Raw genomic sequence first — 23,609 nt, forward strand, 5'->3', positions numbered from 1 at the left:
TGCCCCCATTGTCAGAGGTAACACTAGCCTTCTCTGCCCAGAGGTCTAGACCCGTTGCCAGAGCCACGCGCCATCGGGCCCCATTTCACGGGTCACTCGACCTTGTTTCAAAAGGTGATTGAGATGGGCAACCGTTTCGACAAAGGCCAGTCCGTATTGATCGCCAGTAATTTCGCGCTTGAACAGCGGGATAAAGCAGTCACCGCCAACACGGGGTGTCGATAGGTGTTCCTCGATGCGATTTAGCGCACCTTCGTGGTTTTCGATCAATTGCTGAAGCCGAGTGGGCAGTCCGTAGTAAGGCAATTTGTGCCCACCCAGAACGAAATGCTCATGGCTGGCAATCTGCGCGAACTGACGGCAGGATCGCAGCCATTCGCCCAATGGATCGGCGTCAGGCTCTGTCGGGTAGACGCCGATATTCGGGCTAATGGATGGCAGCAGTTGATCGCCACCCAGAACGAGGGCGTCATCGCGGCTCCAGAACGTTGCGTGTTCTGGTGCGTGGCCGTCGCCCATCCGTATGTCCCACGTGCGCCCACCCATGGTGATCGTCTCACCATCGCAAATGCGCGTGTAACCTGCGGGTAGCGGTAAAACGCAGTCGGAAAAGTTAAACGGACGTTCCGTTTCGCGCTGCTTAAGAACCTCGGCCGCCATGCCGTTCCGCCGATAAAATGCGAGGTTATGGGCCGAGTAGTTGGATTGCTCATCCATGGTGAGCATACGCGTCAAAAGGTAAGCCGTGCGGGGCATGACAAGTTCCGCCCCGAGGCCCGTCAGCCATCCAGCCAAACCCACATGGTCGGGGTGGTGGTGGGTCAGGACGACCCGCGTGATTGGCTTGCCAGCCAGAGACCCTGCCATCGCGGCTTCCATCGCGGCACGACATTTCCGCGTGTTGATGCCGGCATCAATGAGCGTCCAGCTATCGCCTTCGTCCAGCGCGTAGACGTTTACATGGTCGAGAGCCATCGGCAGCGGAAGGCGAATCCATAGGACGCCTTCCGCTACTTCGATAGCCGCACCATTTTCGGGCGGTGTTTCGTGCGGGTAGCGGATCAGGCTCTTGCTGCCGTCCATCACGCTGCCAGATCGTCTGGCGAGATCGCCATAAGATCATCGCTACCTTCGCGCACGTGGGCGCACAGGCTCACATGTTCGGGCAGCAGGCGTTTGATGTAGAATGCCGCCAGTTTCTTGCGGGTTTCGTCGCCCTTAAGAGCCGCGGTCAGGTGGTAGTGGCCACCCAGCACACGAGCGAAGGCGCGCAGATAAGGAACGGACACGGCAAAGCGATCCGTCATGTCTTGGCCAACCAACCATTCCGTTGTCTCGCGCAGGGTTTCTGCAGATTGCCAGACAGCTTCGGCGAGTTCGGGGAGGCTCGCTTTTGCGGCATCTGCACCTGCTTCGACCTCGTCGAGTAGGCGATAGGCCGCATCACCGCCGTCCATCATTTTACGGCCAACGAGGTCCATGGCTTGAATGCCGTTGGTGCCTTCATAAATCGCGGTCACACGAACATCGCGCAAATACTGGGCTGCACCTGTTTCTTCGACAAAACCCATGCCGCCGTGAACTTGGATGCCCGTATTGGCCACATCAATGCCAACATCTGTTCCGAACGCCTTTGCAATCGGGGTGAGTAGGGCCGCGCGGGCCTTCCATTTCTCGTCGTTCGTCGCGATGCCCATGTCAATCGCGGTGCCACACGCCAGTGCAATCGTGCGTGCGGTAAAGATTTCGGCCTTCATCGTTGCCAACATACGGCGCACATCGGGGTGTTCGACGATGGTGCCAGTGCCGCCAACTTTACCCTGTTTGCGGTCCATCGCGTAGGCCAAAGCAGCTTGATACGCGGCTTCGGCGATCCCGATCCCTTGGGTGCCGACACCCAAACGCGCGTTGTTCATCATGGTAAACATCGCAGCCATGCCACCGTTTTCGGGGCCGACCAACCAGCCACGCGCACCTTCATAGCTCATTACAGCAGTTGGCGAACCGTGAAGACCGAGTTTGTGTTCGAGGCTCACAACGCGCAGGTTATTGCGTTCACCCAAAGTGCCGTCCGCGTTCGGGATGAATTTGGGAACGATAAAGAGGCTGATGCCTTTGGTGCCAGGAACACCATCGGGCAAGCGGGCCAAAACAAGGTGGCAGATGTTTTCGCTGAAATCACTATCACCCCAAGTGATGTAGATTTTCTGCCCCGTGATCGCAAAGCTGCCGTCGCCCAGCGGTTCCGCTTTGGATGACAGCGCGCCAACGTCAGAACCAGCTTGCGGTTCGGTCAGGTTCATCGTCCCTGTCCATTCGCCCGAAATCAGTTTCGGCAAATACAGTTCTTTGATCTCATCGCTTGCGTGATGTTCCAGCGCTTCAATCTGGCCTTGGGTCAGGAGCGGATTGAGGTGGAGGGACAGACAAGCACCCGACAGCATGTCATTGATTGCTGTGCCGATCGTAACCGGAAGCCCCATGCCGCCGTGTTCTGGGTTCGCACAAACGCCAATCCAGCCTCCTTCGGCGATGGCAGAAAAGGCCTCAGCGAAACCGGGGGAGGTGCGAACGATGCCGTTCTCCAGCTTTGCAGGGTGCAGATCACCATTGCGCTGGACGGGATAGATGACCTCATCACAGAGCTTGCCCGCTTCGCCTAGGATTGCGTCGACCAGATCAGGTGTGGCCTCTTCGTATTTGTCTGTTTGCGCAAGAGCGTCAAAATCGACAATGTGATCCATGATGAACCGAAAATCGGAAACGGGGCTACGATACGGCATCTGATGTCCTTCACTTCACGGGATTGGCCAAAGAATGGTCAGTCTATTCCACTTTATCAAAGAGTAGGGTAGCCATGCCCTCCGACCCCGCAACTGAAACGCAGCGTCATGACCACCGTTAAGACCATACTACTTTCGTCCAAAAGTGATGATTTGACCCGTGCCGCCCAGATTTGGCGTGACGGAGGGCTGGTCGCGTTCCCAACGGAAACGGTTTACGGGCTCGGCGCAGATGCGCGAAACGATCACGCCGTTGCGCAGATTTACGCGGCCAAAGGGCGCCCGTCGTTTAACCCCTTGATTGTGCACGTTCCTGATGTGGAAACGGCCCGTCGCTATGTGATCTTCTCTGCAGAAGCTGAGGTTCTGGCCGCTCAATTTTGGCCCGGCGCTTTGACGTTGGTTCTGCCGTTGCGGGCAGATGCGGGTATTTCACCCCTAGTTACTGCGGGCCTTGAAACGTTAGCGATCCGTGTGCCTCAAGGTGATGTTGCACAGGGTGTTCTGCGCAGCTTTGACGGACCTGTTGCTGCCCCATCGGCGAACCCATCGGGTCGCGTCAGCCCGACATCGGCGTCCCACGTCATCGCAGGATTGTCTGGCCGTATTGATGCGGTCATCGATGGTGGACAATGCGGTGTTGGCGTCGAGTCCACAATTGTCGGCTGTGTCGGTGAACCCGCGTTGTTACGTTTGGGCGGTGTCCCTGCTGAGGCTATTGAGGCCGCGCTGAGCCGTCCCTTGGTCCCTGCGGGAGAGGGAATCGTCGCGCCGGGGCAACTCGCGTCACATTATGCGCCCGAAGGCACCATGCGATTGAACGTCACTGACCCACAGCCAGACGAAACCCTTCTGGGATTCGGCCCAATAGATGGCGCGTCACTGTCGTTGTCTGAAACGGGTGATTTGGTCGAAGCAGCCGCGAACCTCTTTGCGTGCCTGCATCAACTGAACGCACTCGGGGCCGCAAAAATCGCCGTGTCGCCTGTGCCTGACGTTGGGCTGGGTCGCGCGATCAATGATCGCCTTGCTCGCGCAGCTGCCCCACGGGACTAACGCAATCTCAGCCGAGGTTGTTCTTTTCGATATACATCCGAAGCTCTTCGGCCTCGTGACGCGCATCGCGTAGGCCGTCCATGGCTGCGCGCAACTCTGCCTCGGTCTGTGCCAGTTGGTTGGTGATCTCTGCCTCGCGCTGTTGCAGGTAGGTGATCGCCTGATCGCGGGTTTCTTCGGCTTCGTGCAGGGCCTGCGCCATGCGGTCCAATTCACCGATTTCGGCCTTAGTCACGCGAGTAAAGCGGTTGATCAGCCAGCTTGCGAACCATCCCAAAGAGAAGGCCACAAACAGGATGACTGCCGTTGCAAAGATAAGCTCGGTTCTGTTCATGACGTGTCCCTTATTCGGCGGCTTGGTCGGCGGGCGCGCTCTCGGTCACGGGCGCGGTTTCGTCGGTTGGTGTTTCGGTCGCATCAGGCTCCGCTGTAGCGTCCTCGGTCGGTTCGGGCTGAACCAAGTGGAATTCGATACGGCGGTTTGCTTCGCGGCCTTCTTCGGTGTCGTTATCGGCGATCGGATCGGCCTCACCGTACCCCTTGGCTGTGAAGCTAGAAGTGATGATGCGGCGCATACGCAGCGCTGACACAACAGATTCGGCGCGATTCTGGCTGAGCCTTGCGTTCATCTCTTCGCTGCCTTGGCTATCGGTATAGCCAGCGATTTCGAGTTCAATATCGACGCACTGGCTTAGGATTTCCGCGATGTCGTCCATCACAGGAAGCGTGTCAGTGGTGAGCGTCGCAGAGCCAGGATCAAAGGTAATTTTGCGATTTTCGGTGACGACATTGATTTGTGCAACGCAGTCTTCGGACGACGGTGTTTCCACGACGAGGTCAAGCTGCGGTACATATTCGACATCGACACTAAAGGTCGCGTCCGACCCAAACTTCTCGACCAAAAGGCCCGAAATATTGGCAGAGGCTTCTTCGTCACCAGTTTGACCAGTGATCAAAATCGTGTCGGATTGGATGGTCACGGTACCGTTCGACAGGTTCGACAATGCATCTAAGCCAGCCAGAACGCGGACTTGCCATCCAGCGGGCAGTCCCTCGCTGTCGACCAACGTGCCCATGATGACCTCATCACCAGCGAATTTTGCTCTCGCGTAGTTTTCGATAACCATGTTTGTCAGGTCATCTGGCACGCGGCCGCTGAGGTCCAGTTTGGAGTCTTCGCTCAGTGTCGCAATGAATTGCTCGGGACCATCGTCGCCATTTTCCGTCGTAGTCGGTAGATGGGCTGTGAGTGCGAATAACTCAGGCAGAGCGTTGTCCAAACGGCCGATGACGTCGTCGAAAGTCGCTTGATCTGTATTAACTGGCGCGGTCACGGTGACGTCGGCGTCCGAAACGGTCAGTGTCCCGCCGCCCAGCTCGCCCAACGCATTGATCGATTGCGAAACAGCGTCGCCCCACGTGCGCGATGGAACGCCCAAAGCCAAGGTGCACGAATCGCGCCCCTCGTAGCCGTTTGCATGGGCTGCCGTCAGGATTTTATCGCGCGACGCTGCCGTATCTGCTGTGCAGGCTTCAAACCGTGCGCCGTTTTCGTCGATGATGAAGCGCGTGATGTAGGGCGACACAACGGGACGCGGTGCGGTGATTGTCAGAGCAAGTGCTACATTGTCCGGTTTTAGCGACCTGATCCGTTGCTCTAGATCGCGTCGTTGATCGCCACTGTCTGCGCTGGCGTTGATTGTCACTGACCCAGCACTGACCGAGATTTTAGAGCGAGGAAGAACCTCCAGCGCCCGCAGAGCAAAGTTTACAGCGCTCCGCCAGCCTTCTGGAACAGGATAATCCGCACCCTCGAGGAGGTCCGTCACAGTGCTGCCCTTTGCAGCGGTCGCGATACGGCCATTCAGGTTCTGCCGATCCGTTGACGCGGGGATAAGCCCAATCAGCGATACGCCGCTGTCGTTGCGCAGGATTTCGATGGCAAAATCTGGGGCCTCAATGCCGGTCTGATTGGCAACGCCCATGTTGCTGATCACGCGACTTGCATCAACCACACCACCTGCCGCGTTCACAGCCCGCAGGCGGAACACTTCGTCAGGGGCTTCGCCTTCTAGGACGACCTGCAAGCCGTCGCCGATCACCCGAACCCAACCCAGATCAGCATCGAGCAGGGCTTCTTGAACGGCGAGCGTGGATTTGTCTTCGAGAAGGTGCACGGCACTCTGCGCGCCCAAGGTTGCAATCAGTGCAGCCACTCCGAAGGTGCCGACGCGAATGAAAACCGAGGATAGACGCATATGTAGGGCGGCTCTTTTTTGAATTTCGTATTGTCTAGGCCCTACAGCCCAAAGGTGCAATCAAAGTAAAACCGCGCAGGCGAAAAACAGCACAGGAATGAGCCCAGTATCGCGGTTAGATCTGAAAAGTTTCAACAAAATGGCGTTGTCGTCAGAATTGAAACGTGTGAGCTGCCACATCAAGTGCCAGCCCATCGCCCACACGCCACAAACTGCTACCACCAGAGATAGCATTGAACGGTCGATCGTGGCCAGAACGGCAGCAGAACCCAGCAGCGCAACGGTCGCGATTAGGAACCAACGGAGCCACATTGCGGAGCGATCCCCAAACAGACGAGCGGTCGATTTCACGCCGATCAGAGCATCGTCTTCGGTGTCTTGATGGGCGTAGATCGTGTCATAAAACAGCGTCCATGCGATGCCGCCGAGATACAACAGGACAGGCGGCCAACCCAGTGATCCCGTGTGCGCGGCCCAGCCCATGAGCGCGCCCCAGTTGAACGCGATGCCGAGGAACACTTGAGGCCACCACGTAAACCGTTTTGCGAAGGGATAGACCAGGACAGGGACAATCGACACGACACCGAGGGCGATCGTGAAGGTGTTAAAGCTGACGAGGATACCGAGCGAAATAAGCGCCTGAAGCCCCATCCAGAGGGCTGCCTTCTTCGGGGTGACTTGGCCTGACGGGATCGGGCGGGACCGTGTTCGTGCAACTGCCGCGTCAAAGTCCCGATCTGTGATGTCATTCCACGTGCAGCCCGCGCCACGCATCAAAAACGCCCCGACCGCGCAACTGACGGCAATCCAGAGGTCGAATACACCAACGCTGTTTGTGTGCAGAATGGCGAGCGCAAGGCTCCACCAACAGGGCAAGAGCAAGAGCCAAGTCCCGATGGGCCGATCCGCGCGAGATAGCCTGAGGTAGGGGCGGGTCCATGCGGGTGCTAGCGTGTCGACCCAATTGCCTTTCACCGCATCGGCTACTGTGCCCTCTGGCATTTGGTCGGTGTCGCTCATATTGTCCGCCCCATGGCATCTAAAGTTCGGCTCTATGTAGAACAGGCCCTTGATGAAGGGCAAACCGTCTCTCTTGAAAAAGAGCAGGCTCATTACCTTTTTGGCGTGATGCGTTTGACCGAAGGCACAGTCGTGTCGCTGTTCAACGGTCGTGACGGCGAATGGGATGCAGAGGTTGCGCGGGCAGGTAAAAAGGCGGGATCGCTCGTGTGCGTGTTGCAGACAAAGCCCCTGCAAATGCCGCCTGACCTCTGGTTCTATTTTGCGCCGATCAAAAAAGACCGCACAGATTTCATCGTCGAGAAAGCAGCAGAGATGGGCGCGGCGCGGATCATCCCTGTTCAAACCGACTTTACCAACTCTGGGCGTGTGAATGTAGAACGCTTGCAAGCCCACGCGCTTGAGGCGGCAGAGCAGTGCGGCGGCACCTATGTCCCCGAGGTTGGGGAGATGGAAAAACTGTCCAAGGTGCTCGACCATTGGGACGAAAGCCGACAGTTGATGTTCTGTGACGAAGCGCTGGTTGGTGCCCAAGAGGTTCTGACTGGTGCTGGCAAGGGCCCATGGGCGATTTTGATCGGACCAGAAGGCGGGTTTTCCGAGGCAGAGCGCACACGTCTGAAATCTAAACCCTATGCGCATTCCGTCAGCCTCGGTCCGCGCATTCTGCGAGCCGACACCGCTGCCGTTGCCGCCCTTACGGTTTGGCAGCAGCTATTGGGCGATTGGTAAGACATGGCAAACCTGATCCGGCCCGAAGCCAAGGCGGCGCTGCTACGTCATCAGCAAACCATCATGGGTGGCGCAATCGTTGCGATTGGCCTGTGGCTCGCGTCTTTTAGCTTTGGGATCGTCCTTTGGTTCGCTTATGCGGTCACTCTGGTCGGTTTCGTTGTGGCTATCGATGGGCTTCGTCGGGCACGGTTTAGCAAAGCGGCCTCAGGTGACGGTCCGGGGATCGTCGAGATTGACGAACGTCGGATTTCTTGGATGTCGGCGCATTTTGGCGGGGCCGTAGATATGGACCTGCTGAAAATGGTCGAGGTTCAGGTGACTGCGGGCGCAAAGGCGCTTTGGATTTTCACCCAGACGGACGGCCAGAGGTTGGCTGTGCCATCTGCGGCTCAGGGCGCTGAGAAACTTATCGATGCGCTTGCGGCGCTAAAAGGGTTCGATTTCGCAACGGCCCTCAAGGCGCTAGAGGCGAAAAAAGAACAACGTTTTGTGCTTTGGCGCGCAGGTGATTTGCACGTGGAAAAACAGGTCTGACCATCCCTTGACTTGACCCGCTAACAAGTCCACCTCAAAGCTTCATTACGAATTCAACAGATCGAGGCGACCCCATGTCTATACCACAATCCGGCGGAGGCCCGATCGAAAGCCATGACCAGCTGGCGGAATACCTAGCCTCTGGGTGCAAACCTAAGGAAGATTGGCGCATTGGCACCGAACACGAAAAGTTCGGCTACTGCCGTGATAGCCTGCGCCCGATCCCCTATGAGGGCGAACGGTCGGTCAAAGCGATGCTCGAAGGGTTGCGTGATCGCTATGGCTGGGATCCCGTTCTCGAAGCGGGGCAACTGATCGGCCTGACCCGCAACGGCGCCAATGTGAGCCTTGAACCGGGTGGGCAGTTGGAACTTTCGGGCGCGCCTCTGGAATCCATCCACCAGACGTGTGATGAGGTGAACGAGCACCTGCGTGAAGTGCACTCTATCGCGGATGAAGTGGGCGTCAGCTTTATTGGTCTGGGTGCCGCGCCGATTTGGAAGCACGAAGATATGCCTGTGATGCCCAAAGGGCGTTACAAATTGATGACCGAATACATGGGCCGCGTTGGCACAAGTGGCACGCAGATGATGTATCGGACCTGCACGGTTCAGGTGAACCTCGACTTCGCGTCTGAGGCCGACATGGTGCAGAAATTCCGCGTGGCTCTGGCGCTGCAGCCTGTAGCGACGGCGCTCTTCGCGAACTCGCCGTTCTTTGAGGGCAAGTTGAACGGTCACAAATCGTGGCGTTCGCAGATTTGGCGGCACCTTGATGACAGCCGCACGGGGATGCTGCCTTTCGTGTTCGAAGACGGCATGGGCTTTGAGCGTTACGTGGACTACGCGCTCGATGTGCCGATGTACTTCGTTTACCGCGATGGCAAATACATTAACGCGCTGGGCCAGTCGTTCCGCGATTTCATGAAGGGTCAATTGCCCGCATTGCCCGGTGAAACCCCCACATTGTCGGATTGGGCAGATCATTTGACCACGGCATTCCCCGAGGCGCGTATTAAGAAGTACATGGAAATGCGCGGTGCGGATGGCGGTCCGTGGCGTCGCCTGTGTGCGTTGCCTGCGCTTTGGGTTGGCATGATGTATGACCAATCCGCGCTCGACGCCGCTTGGGACTTGGCCAAAGGGTTTGATGCTGAAACACGCGAAGCTCTGCGCGTTGCTGCATCCGTCGACGGTCTGCATGCGCAGGTCGGCAACATCAAAATGATGGACCTCGCCAAAGAAGTCGTCGCTATTTCCGAGGCTGGTTTGAAAGCCCGCGCTAAGGTCGGCGCGAATGGCCTCATTCCCGATGAGACCCATTTCCTGAATGCCCTCAAAGAGAGCCTTGAAACGGGTCAAGCGCCTGCGGACGAACTGATCGCCCGTTACAATGGTGATTGGAACGGCGATCTGACAAAAATTTATGGCGATTACAGCTACTGATCAGCCTTTTTGGCCGATCTTACCCTCGGTTCCGCTGCGCAGTCTCTGAATATTGGCCCAATGGCGCCAGTAAATCAGGACTGCCAGTAGAACGCAGAGCATGAACAGGTCATGGCGTCCGGTCAGGGCTGCGTAGACGGGCGATAGGCCAGACGCCAAAAGCGCGGACAGCGACGAATAACGGCTGATCACGGCGGTCAAAAGCCATGTTGCGCAGACCATGAGGCCAATCGGCCAAGAGATGGCGAGCATGATGCCGATAAAGGTCGCAACACCTTTGCCGCCCTTAAAACCTAGCCAAACAGGGAAACAGTGGCCAAAGAACGCAAAAAGCGCGGCCGCCTGCGCAGCACCTTCGCCAGCAAAAGCGCGAGCGAGTAGAACAGCCACAGCACCCTTGCCACCATCAAAGATCAGCGTAAGCGCAGCGGCTTTTTTGTTGCCAGTCCGTAGAACGTTCGTCGCACCGATGTTGCCCGACCCGATTTTGCGCAGATCGCCAAGGTTCATCGCTTTGGCGAGGATCATGCCAAAGGGTATGGACCCCAAAAGATAGCCGATAACGGCCCAAAGGATGACGGCGGTCGGGGCTTGGCTGAAGTCGGGCATCGGTTACTCCTGATCGACGCGGCGACCCGCGACCCATGTGCCTGCGACTGTGCCTTGAAGTCGGGCACCATCAAAGGGGGTATTTTTGGATTTCGAGCGGAGTTTTGACCGATCAAGGATAAACGGCGCATCTGGGTCGAACAAAACGAGGTCTGCAGGCGCATCGGCAATCAAACGACCACAGTCGAGGCCGAGTCGACGCGCAGGGTTCAGCGATAGGGCGCGGAACAGTTTGGGCAGCGTAATATGCCCAGCATGTACCAGACGGAGCGAGGCGGGCAGCAAGGTTTCTAGCCCGACCGCACCGCTCGCCGCATCCTCAAACGGCAGGCGTTTGGATTCTTCGTCTTGGGGGGTGTGCATCGAACAAATCACGTCGATCAACCCGCTCTCAACAGCTTGAATGACAGCGATCCGATCTTCTTCGCTGCGCAGAGGCGGTTTGAACTTAAAGAAGGTGCGATAGTCCGCGACGTCGAATTCGTTTAACGTCAGGTGGTGGATGCCGACCCCCGCGGTGACGTCCAGACCGTTGCGCTTTGCACGTTCAAGCGCGGGGAGTGCGCGGGCGGTCGTGATCTGGTCAACGTGATATCGTGCACCTGTCATTTCGATCAGCGAAATATCACGGTCGAGGCCCATGCGCTCTGCAATCGGGTTGACGCCCGGCAGACCGCGCAGAGATGCGAATTTACCAGATGTGACCGACGAACCAGCGGAAAGCGTTGGTTCTTGGACATGACCGATCACCAGTGCGCCAAGGCTTTTGGCGTAGGTCAGGGCGCGGCTGTAAATCTTAGCGTCGGTGACCACGTGATCGCCGTCCGTAAATGCGACGGCCCCCGCATCCAAAAGGAACCCGATCTCTGTCATCTCGCGGCCATCGCGCCCTTTGGTCAGCGCGGCCATATGGCAAACGTTGACCTTTGCATCGGCCTGCGCACGACGCGCAACGAACTCGAGCGTTTCAGGTGTATCAATCGCAGCTGTGGTGTCCGGGCGGGTGACAATGGTTGTCACGCCACCGGCCGCAGCGGCACGGCCTGCGGTGCGGTAGGATTCTTTATGACGTTCGCCGGGTTCGCCGACTTTCACGCCCATGTCCACGATGCCGGGCGCGAGGCATAGCCCGCCGCAATCAATCGTCTGTTTAGCTGGACGCGTTTCGCCTTTTTCGAGGATGGCTGTGATTTTGCCATCTTTGACCGTGATCGCCCCGAGGCTATCGGTCAGTGTGACCGGATCAATCAGTCGTGCGTTGTGAAAAAGAATATCGTCCATGTCCGTCCCTCAGGCCGCCTTTGGTCTTTGGGTATAAGCGAACAAACGCAGGGCGCAAGCGGTGTCAGTGGGAAGTGGCCTGTGCAGCCTCAATCGCGTCTTTCACAGCGTCGGGATCGGCTTGATAACGGATCAGATGTTTATCACCGTTCAAGGTCACAACTTGGACGGCGGTCCAAATCACGTTGACCTTGGTGATGTTGTCCAAGGTCGTGACCTTGTTTTGTGGGCCCATCATGCGCTGATTGGTCAGAACCCAGACTGATTTTCGTTCATCTGGGCCAAGGTAAAGTGCCCGCACCCCAATCGCCAAAACAGCCCCGACGGCCGCAGTCCACCAGTGCGGATTGCCCATGCCGATCAGAATGCCCGCGCCGACGACTGAGAAAAACAGCGCCATCCAAGCCTGTGATCGCCAAAATGTGACGGTGTCAGCCGTCATGCGCATGATCTCTGCTTCGCCGTCGTCGAGAGGGAGCGTCGGAACGAAGTTTCGGTTCATGCCCAAAATGGCATTGTCAGGTTGGTGTTCGCGATTTGCCATCAGCCAGCTACTACGACCATGACCACTACCAAAAGCGCCATCACAGCGAGTGCGGCCATTGCCACCATGCCGCCCATTCGCGCATCTGATTTCCGTTTGTCACTCATCGGTCGTTCCTTTCAAAACCCGCAGTATCGCAGTTTTGCGCCCTTCGGTTTGTTTCAGGTCAAACGGCGACGTTGGTTTGAGCAGCGCGTTTTGCCCGAAGGTTCCGAGCTAAGAGGTCCATTGCCGCCATGCGCACTGCCACACCCATTTCGACCTGCGTCTGGATTACAGAGCGGTTGATGTCGTCGGCAATGGTGCCATCGATTTCGACGCCGCGATTCATCGGGCCAGGGTGCATAACGATTGCGTCGTCTTTGGCATAGGACAGTTTTTCCGCGTTGAGACCGTAGCGGTGGAAATATTCGCGCTCGGACGGGATAAACCCACCGTCCATACGTTCCTTTTGAAGGCGCAGCATCATCACGACGTCCACGTCCTGCAGGCCTTCACGCATGTCTTCGAACACTTCGACGCCAAACTCTTGCATGCCGGATGGCATCAGCGTGGGCGGAGCGATCAGGCGAACTCGGTTCTCCATCTTACCCAAAAGCATGATGTTCGATCGTGCGACGCGGCTATGCGCAATATCGCCGCAAATCGCGATCGACAGGCGGTGAAGACGGCCTTTTGCACGGCGAATGGTCAGCGCATCCAAGAGCGCTTGGGTCGGGTGTTCGTGGCGACCGTCACCGGCGTTCAACACGGCGCAATTGACCTTTTGGGCGAGCAGATCGACAGCACCCGATGCCCCGTGACGCACGACCAGAAGGTCGGGATGCATCGCGTTGAGGGTCAGTGCCGTATCAATCAGCGTCTCGCCTTTCTTCACACTCGATGTGGCCATGGACATGTTCATCACGTCCGCGCCTAACCGTTTGCCTGCCAGCTCAAAGCTCGACTGAGTGCGGGTCGAGTTTTCAAAGAACATGTTGATTTGGGTCAGACCTGCCAAAACGTCTTTGTGCTGGATGCCCTGACGGCTTTCTTCGGCGTAACGATCCGCCAAATCCAAGAGCGTGGTGATTTCTGTCGGGTGGAGGTGTTCGATCCCCAGCAGGTGCGCGGCATTGAATGTCATGAAATCCTCCGGTCGAGCCTTGGGTTGCTTATAGGTAAGGGGCGGGCAGGCGGCAAGGGAGCCTAACGCCGTGAGATTACCTCTGCACATCTGGCGCAGAAGGCATTAGGGTCTGCCCCATGGAATCTGCACAAGACTACTGGACGGCACATGCCCTGCTTGAATGGCAGGTCGAAATGGGAGCGGACGAGGCAATCCTCGACGCACCCTTGAACCGGTATGAGCTTGTTGATGAAAAGCCAGCGGCCAAAGTGTCGCCTTTGGGCAAAGCCGCGCCGCCACCGATTCCAGTGAAGGAAAAGGTCGATCCTGTCGCTGTTGCCAAGGCCGCCGCTAAGTCAGCAGAGACGCTGGAATCGCTCGCTGGTGCGATGCGGGCGTTCGAGCTTTGCGAATTGAAAAAAGGTGCGCGGAACTTTGTCTTTGGCGACGGGGCCGTGAACGCAAATGTGATGATCATTGGCGAAGCGCCGAACCGCGATGATGACCAACATGGCAAACCGTTTTCTGGGCCAGTGGGCGATCTGTTTGATAAAATGATCGGTGCCATCGGGCTGAGCCGCAGCCACCCTGATCCTGCCTCTTCCGTCTATGTGACAACCGTTATGCCGTGGCGCCCCCCAGCAAACCGCGTGCCCGAAGCGGCTGAGCTCGCGATGATGTTGCCGTTTTTGACCCGCCATATTGAACTCGTGGACCCTGCGATTATTGTTCTGATGGGCAATAGTCCGTGTCAGGCCTTGCTCGGCAAAGCGGGCATTTCGAGGCTGCGCGGGCAATGGACCACTGTTTTGGGTAAGCCCGTTCTGCCGATGGCGCACCCTGAACAATTGATGAAAAACCCTACGGCCAAGCGTGATGCTTGGGCGGATTTACTTGACCTGAAAGCACGGCTGTCAAACCAATGACCCAAACCACCGTCCGCGAATTCATCCCCGTACGAATTGCCGTACTGACGGTGAGCGATACGCGCACATTGGCCGAAGATAAATCGGGCGATACCCTTGTCGCGCGCATTGCTGACGCGGGTCATATTCTAGCCGATCGTAAAATCATTCGGGACGACCGCGACGATATTGCCGCGATTTTGCGGGAGTGGTGCGAAAGCAAAGACGTAGACGTGATCATTTCTACAGGTGGCACGGGTTTGACGGGGCGGGATGTGACCGTCGAGGCTCACCGCGATGTCTACGAGAAGGAGATCGACGCGTTCTCAACGGTGTTCACCATCGTATCGATGCAAAAGATCGGCACCTCAGCGATCCAAAGTCGTGCAACCGCGGGCGTGGCGATGGGGACATATCTCTTTGCGCTGCCCGGTAGCACGGGCGCCTGCAAGGATGCTTGGGATGAAATCCTCGTGAAACAACTCGACTATCGACACATGCCCTGTAACTTTGTCGAGATTTTCCCACGTCTCGAAGAACATAAGCGACGGAAATAGGATCGACGTCCGTTAGACCTATGTTGTGGACCTTCGTGGGGTTTGCACTAAAACATGTCTGAACTTTAATGGGACGCGATCATGCGCTTTTTACGCCGGAGCCTCACGGGTGTTTTTCTTCTTGGTTTGACGCTGGCTCTGCTTGCGATTGCTGGCAACAGTGTTCGTAGCGCAATCCAAGCGCGACTGTCCCAAGAAGCGCCGAACTATGGCCAGCGAGAGCGCATTGCTTCGGTGAATGTCCTCACCGTTCAGGCCGCGACACTCCAACCTGAGATCACGGTTTTCGGTGAGGTTCGTAGTCAGAGAACGCTTGTTCTGCGTAGTCCCGTCGGCGGCAACGTGATCAGCGCCGATCCTGTCTTTGTTGAGGGTGGCGCGGTAAAGGCGGGGCAGACGCTCCTGCAGATCGATCCGACTGAAGCTCAGACGAGCCTTGCCCTTGCGCAGGCTGACCTAAAAGACGCCGAGGCGGAACTGCGTGAAGCTGAGGGCGCGCTGGACATTGCGCGCGACAGCCTCACCGAAGCACAAGCGCAGGCGAACCTTCGCCAAGCTGCGCTCGAGCGGTCTCGTGCCTTGCGCGAACGCGGGACAGTTACTGCGTCTGATGTAGAGACTGCCGAACTTGCCGTGGCCGCGGCCAATAGTTCGGTCCTAAGTCAGCGTCAGTCGTTAGCTCAAGCCGAGGCGCGTGTTGATCAGGCAGGCACAAGCCTCGACCGCGTGCGTCTGTCTGTTGCGGATGCAGAGCGGACCTTGAGCGACACCACGATAACGGCCAGCTTTGACGGAACCCTTTCGGATGTATCCGTTGTCGAAGGCGGTCGCGTAACGGCGAACGAACAGATCGCGCAGCTTATTGATCCGTCCGCGTTGGAAGTCGCTTTTCGTGTTTCCACAGCGCAATACGCGCGTCTGATTGATGCGAACGGTGATCTTCTCGACCTGCCCGTTCAGGCAACGCTGGATGTGTCTGGATTTACACTCGAAGCCCAAGGCCGCGTGACACGCGAAAGCCCGACCGTTGCAGATGGTCAGACAGGGCGTTTGCTTTATGCGTCGATTGATTCCGCTCCTGGTTTGCGGCCCGGTGATTTCGTGATGGTGCGTATTGTAGAACCCCCTCTTGATAATGTGGTGCTTGCTCCCGCAACGGCGGTTGGTTCCGATGGTGCCGTTTTGGCTTTGGACGACGAGGACCGCTTAGAAACTGTTCCTGTCACGGTTCTGCGCCGGCAGGGGGATGACGTCATTCTCGCGGTTGGCGACCTGAATGGCCGTCGAATTGTCGCCGAACGCTCACCGCTCCTCGGTGCGGGGATTAAGGTGAATCCGCTGGGCGAAGCGGGCGACGAAGCCGCAGCGCCAGAGATGATCGAACTCGACGCGGATCGTCGCCAGAAACTGGTGAGCTTTGTGACGGGCAGCCAAATGCCCGACGCCGTCAAAGCTCGCCTGATCGCTCAGCTCGAACAAGACACGGTCCCTGCCGAAACGGTGCAGCGGATTGAATCGCGGATGGGGAGCTAAGCCATGTCGCGCACGCTTCTAGATCGTGGGGCAGGCGGGATTTTGTCGTATTTCACACGCCACCGCACTGCCGCGAATTTGTTGATGGTCATTATGGTCATCGCGGGATTGGTCGCGTTTCCCAAAATGCGTGCCCAGTTCTTTCCTGACGTCGTCTCGGAAACCATCCGCGTTAGCGTGGCGTGGGATGGGGCAGGGGCTGAGGACGTCGATCGGGCCGTGGTTCAGGTTCTTGAACCCGTTCTCCTCGGTGTTGAAGGTGTAACGTCGAGCGAAAGCCGTTCCTCCGAAGGGGCCGCGCGGATCGATTTGGAGTTTGAGACTGACTACGACCTCGATCAGGCAGAGAAAGACATTGATGCCGCGTTGAGCGCGATTAGCTCTCTGCCCGAAGAGGCCGATGACCCCGTGATCCGTCGAGCAGGCTGGTCGGATGGCGTGAGCGATTTGATCATCACGGGGCCTGTGGGTGTCGATCAACTGTCGCGCTTTGCGGATGAGATGGTCGCACGTCTCTTTGCGGCAGGTGTGACACGGACCACGATCCGAGGGGTCGCGGCGCCTGAGACATTGATCGAAGTAACCTCGCTGTCTCTCATCCAGCACGATGTGACGATCAGCGAAATTGCGGCTGCGATTGCGTCCGAGGTCAACGCTGATCCCGTGGGCGATATCGGTGGGGCCTCGCGCGTTCGGGCCGGCACCGAAAAACGAAGCGCAGATGCCTTGTCGGCGATTGTTCTACGTACCAATGACGACAATTCGGAACTTACCGTTGGCGATGTTGCGACGATCACCGTCGAAGGCCCAGATCGCGACCGTGCCTATTTCGTTGGTGAAAATCCTGCGGTTCAAATCTCGGTCGTTAGGTCGGCATCTGGCGACGCCATTGGTCTGCAACGCTCTGTCGAAGAGGTCGCTGCTGAGATGCGGTCGACCTTGCCCGAAGGCGTGAGCGTCGATCTGATCAACACCCGCGCTGAAATGATTACTGGCCGCCTGAATATCCTGATGGAGAACGGTGCGCAGGGCTTGGCTCTCGTGCTGCTGCTCCTGTTCTTATTCTTGAACGCACGCACGGCGGTTTGGGTGGCGATGGGCATCCCCGTCTCAATGCTCGCCGCGATTTCGCTGATGTATATGTCTGGCATCACGATCAACATGATTTCGCTCTTTGCGCTGATCATAACGTTGGGCATCGTGGTCGATGATGCGATTGTTGTGGGTGAACACGCTGATTTTCGGGCCCGACGGCTGGGCGAAACGGGTGCGGTTGCTGCAGAAAACGCGGCGCGACGAATGTTCAGCCCCGTGTTTTCGGCGACCATTACAACGAACATCGCATTTTTCGGGCTCTTGGTGATTGGTGGCCGTTTTGGGAATATGATTGCGGATATTCCGTTTACCGTGATCGTTGTGCTCACAGCGAGCTTGGTTGAATGCTTTGTGATCCTACCGAACCACTTGTCCCATTCTGTCGACACAGGGTTAAAGCAGCATTGGTATGACGCCCCATCTAGGGTCGTGAATCGTGGCTTTGGTTGGGTGCGGGATCGGGTTTTCCGCCCGTTGATGTCCCTGATCGTTAAGGCGCGATACGCTGTGTTGGCGGGTGCGTTGGTGATCCTTGCCGGTCAAGTATCGCTCTTTATCCGCGGTGATGTTCAGTGGCGGTTCTTCTCGTCGCCAGAGCAGGGTCAGGTCAGCGGCAATATCGCTATGCTGCCCGCCGCAACGCGCCAAGATACTCTGGCGATGCTCGATGAGTTGGAACGCGCGACCAATGCCGTGGCTGCGCGATATGAGGCCGAGGATGGCATCAATCCGGTGAACTATGTTCTGACCCAGATCGGCGGCAATTCGGGCCGTGGATTGTCTGGTGCGGATACCAAAGAGAGCTATCAACTCGGCGCGATTACGATTGAGCTAATCGATGCCGACCTTCGGTCAATTTCGTCGAGTGAATTTGTGTCAGCCGTTCAGCAAGAGGTCGTTCAAACGCCGATGACTGAAACGCTCTCCTTCCGGTCATGGGGCGCTGGGCCAGGAGGCAATTCGCTTGAGGTGCAGATTTACGGCGCGGATGCGGATACGCTCAAGGCCGCTGCGGAAGCTCTGAAAACAGAGCTCGCCCGTTTCCCCGAGATATCAGGGCTCGAAGATTCGCTGTCCTACGATAAGGAAGAGTTGATCCTCGAATTGACGCCACAGGGTCAGGCGCTGGGCTTTACGATTGATACGCTGGGCACCGAACTGCGCCGCAGGTTGGGTGGGGTTGAGGCTGCGACCTATCCAGACGGCACCCGTAGCGCGTCGATCCGTGTTGAAATCCCCGAAGAAGAACTGACGGCGGACTTCCTCGACCGCATGTTGTTGCGTTCGACCGCGGGCGTTTATGTGCCACTGGCTGACATTGTGACGGTGCAACGGGAAACTGGGTTTAGCACCGTGCGTCGTGAAAATGGCCTCATGCTCATTTCTGTGACGGGTGATTTGGATGACAAAGACGCGGATCGTGCGGCTGAGGTCAAACTCTCGATCAACGAAGATATCCTTCCCGATGTGGAGAGCCGCTATGGCGTTTCGACAGATCTGGGGGGATTGAGTGAACAGGAAAACGCGTTTCTTGACGATGCAAAGGCGGGCTTGGCCTTTATCCTTGTCGGGATTTACCTGACGCTTGCGTGGATTTTCGCGAGCTGGACCCGCCCGCTCGTAGTGATGTCGATCATTCCGTTCGCATTGGTGGGCACGATCTATGGCCATAATGCGTGGGGCATTCCGATGAGCATGTTCACCGTCGTGGGCCTTTTGGGCATGGTCGGCATCGTGATCAACGACTCGATTGTTCTGGTCACGACCATCGACGACTACGCCAAAGAACGCGGCTTGATCCCTGCGATTATTGACGGGACGGCTGACCGTTTGCGGGCTGTGATGCTGACGACGGCCACGACGGTTTTGGGCCTTCTGCCGCTCCTATACGAAGGGTCCAGTCAGGCTGAATTTTTGAAGCCGACCGTGGTCACGCTGGTCTATGGTCTGTCCTTTGGCATGGTGATGGTGTTGGTCGTTGTGCCGTCGCTGATCGCCGTTCAGGCCGATATTGGAGGGCTGTTCACTGCGGCGCGTCGGGGTGCAATCGCGCGAGCAAACTCTATTCGTGTGCCCGTGGGTGTCGCCCTTGTTGCAATGATCGCGGCCTTTGGTGTGGTTGTGCTGCCCCTGATCGTGTCTGGCGCGCCACTAGTTGCCGCGTTGCCGGCAAGTCTGGGCGCTGCCTTTGCGCTTTATGCAGGTGTCTTGGCTCTTGGAACGCTCGCCATTTATGCGGTGTCAGGGATTATGATCGGGCGTGCACGGCGAGGTTAACCCGTGCAGCCTTGAATATCGACGGCACGACCAGATCCCAACACGGTTAGTCGAATTTTGGATCGGTCGAGCATGTATCCTTGGACCATCGGCACCACATCGACTGTCGCTGTGAGGATGCCCCCTTCGCGGGTGCTGTGGGACTCTGAAACCCACGCGCCCGGTGCCTCGATCACGACGAATTCGTTGTCATCGAAGGTGGGCATTTCGATTGAAGCCGTCAGGCGGAGGCCGTCACGAATGGGAACTGCCGAGCATTGAACCTTTGAAACATTCGCACGATCTGCCGTCATGGGTTGGTCGATGAGCGCACCAGCAATGGCGGCGTTTGGTCCGCCCTTATCGGCCAATAGAGCGTCAAAGTTCAGGGACACAGGCACGCAGATGTCATTGCAGACGCCCATATCAACCTCGCCGCTGAGGTGCATGGTATCGCCATCTCCCGTGAGTTCGATGGGGATCACCACGGTTCCGTGATAGCCGATTGTCACCGCGCCGTTCGTTTCGAAGAGTTCGGGGGTAGGCCAATGGAACGCCGCGCTAGAGATATTCTCTGACCCCGTCCATTCGAACTGTGGTGGGATGCCTGCGTCACCCGGTGCCCGCCAGTAGGTTTTCCAACCGTCGGCCAATGTGATCTTTAACCCAACCATCCGCGTTCCGGATGGCGTCTGCCAACCGGGGATAATATCAACAGCGGCCACGCCCTGTGGCGCTTCGGCGAAGGCAGGGGAGGCAATTCCGAATAAGGCGATGATGGCTGCTGCGACTCTCATTGCGCCTAAATTACGGACAATGCATGTAATGGGAAGTCACGTTCCGGAGAGTCCTTGTAGCAGAGGGCTTGAACCTGCCTCGTTCGCGACCCATCATCGCCTTATGGACCTTTCATCTACCAATTTGTCGGGAAAACTCCTGATTGCGATGCCCGATATGGGCGACCCGCGTTTTGAACATGCGGTCATCTATATGTGTGCGCACTCTGACGAGGGGGCGATGGGCCTGATTGTCAATAAACCTGCGCCAGACATTCCATTTCGCGATCTGCTGTCACAGCTAGAGATTCCGACGGGCGATAGTGTGCGTGACATTCGCGTCCATTTCGGCGGCCCTGTAGAACACGGTCGCGGGTTCGTCCTTCATTCGTCGGACTACGCGTCAGAGACTGGTACGTTGGAAGTTGATGATCACACCTCAATGACGGCCACGACAGATGTTTTACGCGATTTGGCGAGCGGAGGTGGCCCTTCGATGTCCCTACTGGCGCTGGGTTATGCGGGTTGGGGGCCGGGGCAGTTAGAGGCAGAGATTGCCCACAACGGTTGGTTAACCTGCGATCCCAAGGACGACATCTTGTTTGGTCGCGCCCACGAGTTGAAATGGACTGCAGCGCTCAAGCAATTGGGGATCGATCCGATCACCCTGTCGTCGACCGCTGGACACGCGTGATTACTGCGCAATAACGCCTTTGATCAGCTCGACCGCCTCAGCACTATGCCAATCGGCCCCGCCAGTCAGACGCGCGATTTCCTGACCGTCCCGATTGATCAGAACCGTTACAGGTAGCCCCGCGACCATCATGGAGCGTGCAAACCGCATGTTGGCGTCGTTGTGTTTTGGCAGGTTCGTGACCCCGATCTCTTCAAAGAATCGATCTATTGCGGGCGCGGGATTGCGGCCCGTCGCGATAGTGAGGACTTCAAACGCGTCCCCACCCAATTCGTCTTGGAGAGCGGACAACGCAGGCATCTCTTCGCGGCAGGGAATGCACCATGTCGCCCAGAAGTTTACGAGCAGAACTTTGCCGCGATATGGCTCCAAGGTCGTTTCCGCGCCGTCCTCGGTCACAAAGCTCGTGTCCGAGCTTTGCATGGGGCTATCGTGCCAGATCAATTTGTCTGAAACGCTGTCTTCTGCGAGGGCGGCATTTGCAACGCAGGCAAACGCCGTATAAAGCAACGCTGACACAAGTTTCCGCATGGGGCCTCCAATATGACCAAGACTTCGAACGCGATGTGGGGCGGACGTTTTTCCGCCGGACCGGACGCCATCATGGAGGCAATTAACGCCTCGATCGACTTTGACAAGCGTCTCGCCCAGCAGGACATCGAAGGATCCCGCGCCCACGCTGCGATGCTCGCCGCGACTGGTATCATTACCGATAAAGATGCAGAGGCCATTCGTGAAGGCCTGCTCACCGTTTTGTCAGAGATCGAAAGCGGAAACTTCGCGTTTTCGAAATCGCTCGAAGACATTCACATGAACGTCGAAGCGCGTCTGAAAGAAATCGTAGGCGAGCCTGCGGGCCGTCTGCACACTGCCCGCAGCCGTAACGATCAGGTTGCTGTCGATTTCCGCCTTTGGGTTCGTGACCAATGTGACGCGGTCGATGGTGCCATTGAGGCGTTGATGAAAGCCCTGCTCGGTCAGGCCGAAGCTGGCGCTGATTGGGTCATGCCGGGCTTTACCCACCTTCAGGTCGCGCAGCCAGTGACATGGGGCCACCATATGCTGGCCTATGTCGAAATGTTGAACCGTGACCGTTCGCGTTTCGCCGATGCGCGCAAGCGGATGAACGAAAGCCCGCTGGGCGCTGCGGCACTTGCTGGCACAGGTTTCCCGATTGATCGCCACATGACGGCAGAGGCTCTGCGGTTTGATCGTCCGACGGCGAACAGCCTCGATTCGACATCGGATCGTGACTTTGCGCTGGAATTCCTCGCGGCGGCGTCGATCTGCGCAATGCACCTGTCCCGTTTCGCCGAAGAACTGGTGATCTGGTCCTCCGCTCAGTTCCGTTTCGTGTCGATGTCCGACCAATGGTCTACAGGTTCGTCGATCATGCCGCAGAAGAAAAACCCTGACGCAGCAGAGCTGATCCGCGCTAAAATCGGACGTATCTTTGGTGCGAACGTTGCCCTGATGACCGTGATGAAAGGCCTTCCGCTGACCTACTCGAAGGACATGCAGGAAGACAAAGAGCAAGTCTTTGATGCGGCGGACAACCTGATGCTGGCGATTGCTGCGATGACGGGCATGGTCGAAACCATGACCCCGATGAAAGACAATTTGCGCGCGGCAGCGGCGAGCGGCTTCTCGACTGCGACCGATTTGGCGGACTGGTTGGTGCGTGAGCTGAACCTCCCGTTCCGTGATGCGCACCACGTGACGGGTGCTCTGGTCGCAATGGCTGAGAAAAAAGGATGTGATCTCCCCGATCTTAGCCTTGCCGACATGCAGAGCGTGCATCAGGGTATTACAGATGGCGTCTTTGGTGTGCTGACCGTCGAAGCATCGGTCATGTCCCGTCAAAGTTATGGTGGCACCTCACCGGTGCGTGTGCGCGAACAAATTGCGCGTTGGAAAGAGGCTCTTTCGTGAAAAAAGCGGTCGTTTTGGCGGTTTTGGTTTTGTCGGGATGTGGCGCGGATGGATTTCCGCTGCGGCCCATCGCGAACCTTGGGTTCAATGTGAACGAGCAAGGGCAAGTGGTTCGGAATTGTCAGGTCGGCGGTGCGAATGAAACCGTCCAGATCAACGTGAACTGCTGATGTCATTCCTCCGTCTTCTTTATCTCGCGCTGGCGATTTGGGGCACCATCAAACCGATGTCCCATTTCCTTGCCTATATGGAGGAGACGGGAACAGGGCTGAGCGGATTGATTGACGCGTGGTATGTCAATCAATCCACGGTCGGCCTCACGTGGGACCTAACGATTGCCGCTATTGCGCTGACGGTCTGGGTCATTGCCGAAACGGCTGTCCGTCGCAATTGGTCGGCCTTGATCGCCATTCCAGCGACATTCTGCATCGGCGTGAGCTGCGGTTTGCCCCTCTACCTGTTCCTGCGCACACGGCCCGCGCGGTAAA

23 protein-coding genes are annotated in these 23,609 nt (G+C 57.4%); 12 read left to right on the top strand and 11 right to left on the bottom strand.

Annotated features, from left to right (window positions below):
* Positions 1 to 45: 45 nt before the first annotated feature.
* Positions 46 to 1,083 (bottom strand): MBL fold metallo-hydrolase, encoded by a 1,038-nt coding sequence (locus QWY83_RS10050; RefSeq protein WP_249945988.1) that lies wholly within the window; start codon positions 1,081 to 1,083, stop codon positions 46 to 48.
* Positions 1,083 to 2,783 carry an acyl-CoA dehydrogenase gene (locus tag QWY83_RS10055; RefSeq protein ID WP_105235852.1) on the bottom strand — a complete coding sequence of 567 codons (1,701 nt, stop codon included), beginning with the start codon at positions 2,781 to 2,783 and terminating at the stop codon, positions 1,083 to 1,085. Before QWY83_RS10055 ends, QWY83_RS10050 begins: the two co-directional genes overlap by 1 nt.
* A 108-nt stretch (positions 2,784 to 2,891) precedes the next feature.
* Between QWY83_RS10055 and QWY83_RS10060 the strand changes: the two genes are divergently transcribed.
* The gene (locus QWY83_RS10060; RefSeq protein WP_249945987.1) at positions 2,892 to 3,839 is read left to right on the top strand and encodes an L-threonylcarbamoyladenylate synthase; all 948 of its coding nucleotides are present in this window, start codon (positions 2,892 to 2,894) and stop codon (positions 3,837 to 3,839) included.
* 7 nt (positions 3,840 to 3,846) lie between these two features.
* Here the strand turns inward: QWY83_RS10060 and QWY83_RS10065 are convergent, their stop codons facing one another.
* The 3 genes from QWY83_RS10065 to ubiA are packed head-to-tail and all read right to left on the bottom strand — an operon-like array spanning position 3,847 to position 7,117.
* Positions 3,847 to 4,173, bottom strand: coding sequence for a hypothetical protein (locus QWY83_RS10065; protein WP_067550271.1), 327 nt, complete (start codon positions 4,171 to 4,173; stop codon positions 3,847 to 3,849).
* Between the two features lie 10 nt (positions 4,174 to 4,183).
* Positions 4,184 to 6,097, bottom strand: a complete 1,914-nt coding sequence (locus QWY83_RS10070) for an OmpA family protein (protein ID WP_290245949.1) — start codon at positions 6,095 to 6,097, stop codon at positions 4,184 to 4,186.
* A gap of 60 nt (positions 6,098 to 6,157) precedes the next feature.
* The gene (gene ubiA / locus QWY83_RS10075; RefSeq protein ID WP_249945985.1) at positions 6,158 to 7,117 is read right to left on the bottom strand and encodes a 4-hydroxybenzoate octaprenyltransferase; all 960 of its coding nucleotides are present in this window, start codon (positions 7,115 to 7,117) and stop codon (positions 6,158 to 6,160) included.
* A gap of 12 nt (positions 7,118 to 7,129) precedes the next feature.
* Here ubiA and QWY83_RS10080 point away from each other — a divergent pair, with 12 nt between their 5' ends.
* From QWY83_RS10080 to QWY83_RS10090, 3 genes are all read left to right on the top strand, one after another.
* A complete protein-coding gene (locus tag QWY83_RS10080; RefSeq protein ID WP_249945984.1) occupies positions 7,130 to 7,849 on the top strand; it encodes a 16S rRNA (uracil(1498)-N(3))-methyltransferase in 720 nt (239 codons plus the stop codon).
* Positions 7,850 to 7,852: 3 nt separating this feature from the next.
* Positions 7,853 to 8,386: a hypothetical protein gene (locus tag QWY83_RS10085; protein ID WP_249945983.1), complete on the top strand. Its 534-nt coding sequence runs from the start codon at positions 7,853 to 7,855 to the stop codon at positions 8,384 to 8,386.
* Positions 8,387 to 8,460: 74 nt separating this feature from the next.
* Positions 8,461 to 9,831: a glutamate--cysteine ligase gene (locus QWY83_RS10090; protein WP_249945982.1), complete on the top strand. Its 1,371-nt coding sequence runs from the start codon at positions 8,461 to 8,463 to the stop codon at positions 9,829 to 9,831.
* Here QWY83_RS10090 and plsY read toward each other — a convergent pair whose 3' ends face one another.
* The 4 genes from plsY to QWY83_RS10110 form a co-directional block, all read right to left on the bottom strand.
* Positions 9,832 to 10,440 (bottom strand): glycerol-3-phosphate 1-O-acyltransferase PlsY, encoded by a 609-nt coding sequence (gene plsY, locus QWY83_RS10095; protein WP_249945981.1) that lies wholly within the window; start codon positions 10,438 to 10,440, stop codon positions 9,832 to 9,834.
* 3 nt (positions 10,441 to 10,443) lie between these two features.
* Positions 10,444 to 11,721 (bottom strand): dihydroorotase, encoded by a 1,278-nt coding sequence (pyrC, locus tag QWY83_RS10100; protein WP_249945980.1) that lies wholly within the window; start codon positions 11,719 to 11,721, stop codon positions 10,444 to 10,446.
* Between the two features lie 64 nt (positions 11,722 to 11,785).
* Positions 11,786 to 12,265, bottom strand: a complete 480-nt coding sequence (locus tag QWY83_RS10105) for a hypothetical protein (protein ID WP_249945979.1) — start codon at positions 12,263 to 12,265, stop codon at positions 11,786 to 11,788.
* Positions 12,266 to 12,431: 166 nt separating this feature from the next.
* Positions 12,432 to 13,391 carry an aspartate carbamoyltransferase catalytic subunit gene (locus tag QWY83_RS10110; protein WP_249945978.1) on the bottom strand — a complete coding sequence of 320 codons (960 nt, stop codon included), beginning with the start codon at positions 13,389 to 13,391 and terminating at the stop codon, positions 12,432 to 12,434.
* A 119-nt stretch (positions 13,392 to 13,510) separates the two neighbouring features.
* Between QWY83_RS10110 and QWY83_RS10115 the strand changes: the two genes are divergently transcribed.
* From QWY83_RS10115 to QWY83_RS10130, 4 genes are all read left to right on the top strand, one after another.
* Positions 13,511 to 14,299 carry a uracil-DNA glycosylase gene (locus QWY83_RS10115; RefSeq protein WP_249945977.1) on the top strand — a complete coding sequence of 263 codons (789 nt, stop codon included), beginning with the start codon at positions 13,511 to 13,513 and terminating at the stop codon, positions 14,297 to 14,299.
* Positions 14,296 to 14,835, top strand: coding sequence for a molybdenum cofactor biosynthesis protein B (gene moaB / locus QWY83_RS10120; protein ID WP_105235841.1), 540 nt, complete (start codon positions 14,296 to 14,298; stop codon positions 14,833 to 14,835). Before QWY83_RS10115 ends, moaB begins: the two co-directional genes overlap by 4 nt.
* An 81-nt stretch (positions 14,836 to 14,916) precedes the next feature.
* A complete protein-coding gene (locus QWY83_RS10125) occupies positions 14,917 to 16,368 on the top strand; it encodes an efflux RND transporter periplasmic adaptor subunit (RefSeq protein ID WP_249945976.1) in 1,452 nt (483 codons plus the stop codon).
* 3 nt (positions 16,369 to 16,371) lie between these two features.
* On the top strand, positions 16,372 to 19,740 hold the full coding sequence (locus QWY83_RS10130; protein ID WP_249945975.1) for an efflux RND transporter permease subunit: 3,369 nt from the start codon (positions 16,372 to 16,374) through the stop codon (positions 19,738 to 19,740).
* Here the strand turns inward: QWY83_RS10130 and QWY83_RS10135 are convergent.
* A complete protein-coding gene (locus tag QWY83_RS10135; RefSeq protein WP_249945974.1) occupies positions 19,737 to 20,516 on the bottom strand; it encodes a protein-disulfide reductase DsbD domain-containing protein in 780 nt (259 codons plus the stop codon). The genes QWY83_RS10130 and QWY83_RS10135 overlap by 4 nt on opposite strands.
* A 103-nt stretch (positions 20,517 to 20,619) precedes the next feature.
* Here QWY83_RS10135 and QWY83_RS10140 point away from each other — a divergent pair, with 103 nt between their 5' ends.
* On the top strand, positions 20,620 to 21,189 hold the full coding sequence (locus tag QWY83_RS10140; RefSeq protein WP_249945973.1) for a YqgE/AlgH family protein: 570 nt from the start codon (positions 20,620 to 20,622) through the stop codon (positions 21,187 to 21,189).
* Here QWY83_RS10140 and QWY83_RS10145 read toward each other — a convergent pair whose 3' ends face one another.
* Positions 21,190 to 21,720: a TlpA family protein disulfide reductase gene (locus QWY83_RS10145; RefSeq protein ID WP_249945972.1), complete on the bottom strand. Its 531-nt coding sequence runs from the start codon at positions 21,718 to 21,720 to the stop codon at positions 21,190 to 21,192.
* A 12-nt stretch (positions 21,721 to 21,732) separates the two neighbouring features.
* Between QWY83_RS10145 and argH the strand changes: the two genes are divergently transcribed.
* The 3 genes from argH to QWY83_RS10160 are packed head-to-tail and all read left to right on the top strand — an operon-like array spanning position 21,733 to position 23,608.
* Positions 21,733 to 23,121 carry an argininosuccinate lyase gene (argH, locus tag QWY83_RS10150; protein WP_105235835.1) on the top strand — a complete coding sequence of 463 codons (1,389 nt, stop codon included), beginning with the start codon at positions 21,733 to 21,735 and terminating at the stop codon, positions 23,119 to 23,121.
* Positions 23,118 to 23,291, top strand: coding sequence for a hypothetical protein (locus tag QWY83_RS10155; protein ID WP_158664550.1), 174 nt, complete (start codon positions 23,118 to 23,120; stop codon positions 23,289 to 23,291). The genes argH and QWY83_RS10155 overlap by 4 nt, the downstream gene beginning before the upstream one ends.
* On the top strand, positions 23,291 to 23,608 hold the full coding sequence (locus tag QWY83_RS10160; protein ID WP_249945971.1) for a DUF2834 domain-containing protein: 318 nt from the start codon (positions 23,291 to 23,293) through the stop codon (positions 23,606 to 23,608). Before QWY83_RS10155 ends, QWY83_RS10160 begins: the two co-directional genes overlap by 1 nt.
* Position 23,609: the final 1 nt, after the last annotated feature.

It is taken from the genome of Marivivens donghaensis, from assembly GCF_030410045.1.
GTDB classification, from domain to species: Bacteria; Pseudomonadota; Alphaproteobacteria; order Rhodobacterales; family Rhodobacteraceae; genus Marivivens; species Marivivens donghaensis.

Excerpts from the sequence above, each read along its gene's own strand:
- QWY83_RS10050 (WP_249945988.1), bottom strand. The coding sequence starts at position 1,083 with ATGGACGGCAGCAAGAGCCTGATCCGCTACCCGCACGAAACACCGCCC.
- QWY83_RS10055 (WP_105235852.1), bottom strand. The coding sequence starts at position 2,783 with ATGCCGTATCGTAGCCCCGTTTCCGATTTTCGGTTCATCATGGATCAC.
- QWY83_RS10060 (WP_249945987.1), top strand. The coding sequence starts at position 2,892 with ATGACCACCGTTAAGACCATACTACTTTCGTCCAAAAGTGATGATTTG.
- QWY83_RS10065 (WP_067550271.1), bottom strand. The coding sequence starts at position 4,173 with ATGAACAGAACCGAGCTTATCTTTGCAACGGCAGTCATCCTGTTTGTG.
- QWY83_RS10070 (WP_290245949.1), bottom strand. The coding sequence starts at position 6,097 with ATGCGTCTATCCTCGGTTTTCATTCGCGTCGGCACCTTCGGAGTGGCT.
- ubiA (WP_249945985.1), bottom strand. The coding sequence starts at position 7,117 with ATGAGCGACACCGACCAAATGCCAGAGGGCACAGTAGCCGATGCGGTG.
- QWY83_RS10080 (WP_249945984.1), top strand. The coding sequence starts at position 7,130 with ATGGCATCTAAAGTTCGGCTCTATGTAGAACAGGCCCTTGATGAAGGG.
- QWY83_RS10085 (WP_249945983.1), top strand. The coding sequence starts at position 7,853 with ATGGCAAACCTGATCCGGCCCGAAGCCAAGGCGGCGCTGCTACGTCAT.
- QWY83_RS10090 (WP_249945982.1), top strand. The coding sequence starts at position 8,461 with ATGTCTATACCACAATCCGGCGGAGGCCCGATCGAAAGCCATGACCAG.
- plsY (WP_249945981.1), bottom strand. The coding sequence starts at position 10,440 with ATGCCCGACTTCAGCCAAGCCCCGACCGCCGTCATCCTTTGGGCCGTT.
- pyrC (WP_249945980.1), bottom strand. The coding sequence starts at position 11,721 with ATGGACGATATTCTTTTTCACAACGCACGACTGATTGATCCGGTCACA.
- QWY83_RS10105 (WP_249945979.1), bottom strand. The coding sequence starts at position 12,265 with ATGGCAAATCGCGAACACCAACCTGACAATGCCATTTTGGGCATGAAC.
- QWY83_RS10110 (WP_249945978.1), bottom strand. The coding sequence starts at position 13,391 with ATGACATTCAATGCCGCGCACCTGCTGGGGATCGAACACCTCCACCCG.
- QWY83_RS10115 (WP_249945977.1), top strand. The coding sequence starts at position 13,511 with ATGGAATCTGCACAAGACTACTGGACGGCACATGCCCTGCTTGAATGG.
- moaB (WP_105235841.1), top strand. The coding sequence starts at position 14,296 with ATGACCCAAACCACCGTCCGCGAATTCATCCCCGTACGAATTGCCGTA.
- QWY83_RS10125 (WP_249945976.1), top strand. The coding sequence starts at position 14,917 with ATGCGCTTTTTACGCCGGAGCCTCACGGGTGTTTTTCTTCTTGGTTTG.
- QWY83_RS10130 (WP_249945975.1), top strand. The coding sequence starts at position 16,372 with ATGTCGCGCACGCTTCTAGATCGTGGGGCAGGCGGGATTTTGTCGTAT.
- QWY83_RS10135 (WP_249945974.1), bottom strand. The coding sequence starts at position 20,516 with ATGAGAGTCGCAGCAGCCATCATCGCCTTATTCGGAATTGCCTCCCCT.
- QWY83_RS10140 (WP_249945973.1), top strand. The coding sequence starts at position 20,620 with ATGGACCTTTCATCTACCAATTTGTCGGGAAAACTCCTGATTGCGATG.
- QWY83_RS10145 (WP_249945972.1), bottom strand. The coding sequence starts at position 21,720 with ATGCGGAAACTTGTGTCAGCGTTGCTTTATACGGCGTTTGCCTGCGTT.
- argH (WP_105235835.1), top strand. The coding sequence starts at position 21,733 with ATGACCAAGACTTCGAACGCGATGTGGGGCGGACGTTTTTCCGCCGGA.
- QWY83_RS10160 (WP_249945971.1), top strand. The coding sequence starts at position 23,291 with ATGTCATTCCTCCGTCTTCTTTATCTCGCGCTGGCGATTTGGGGCACC.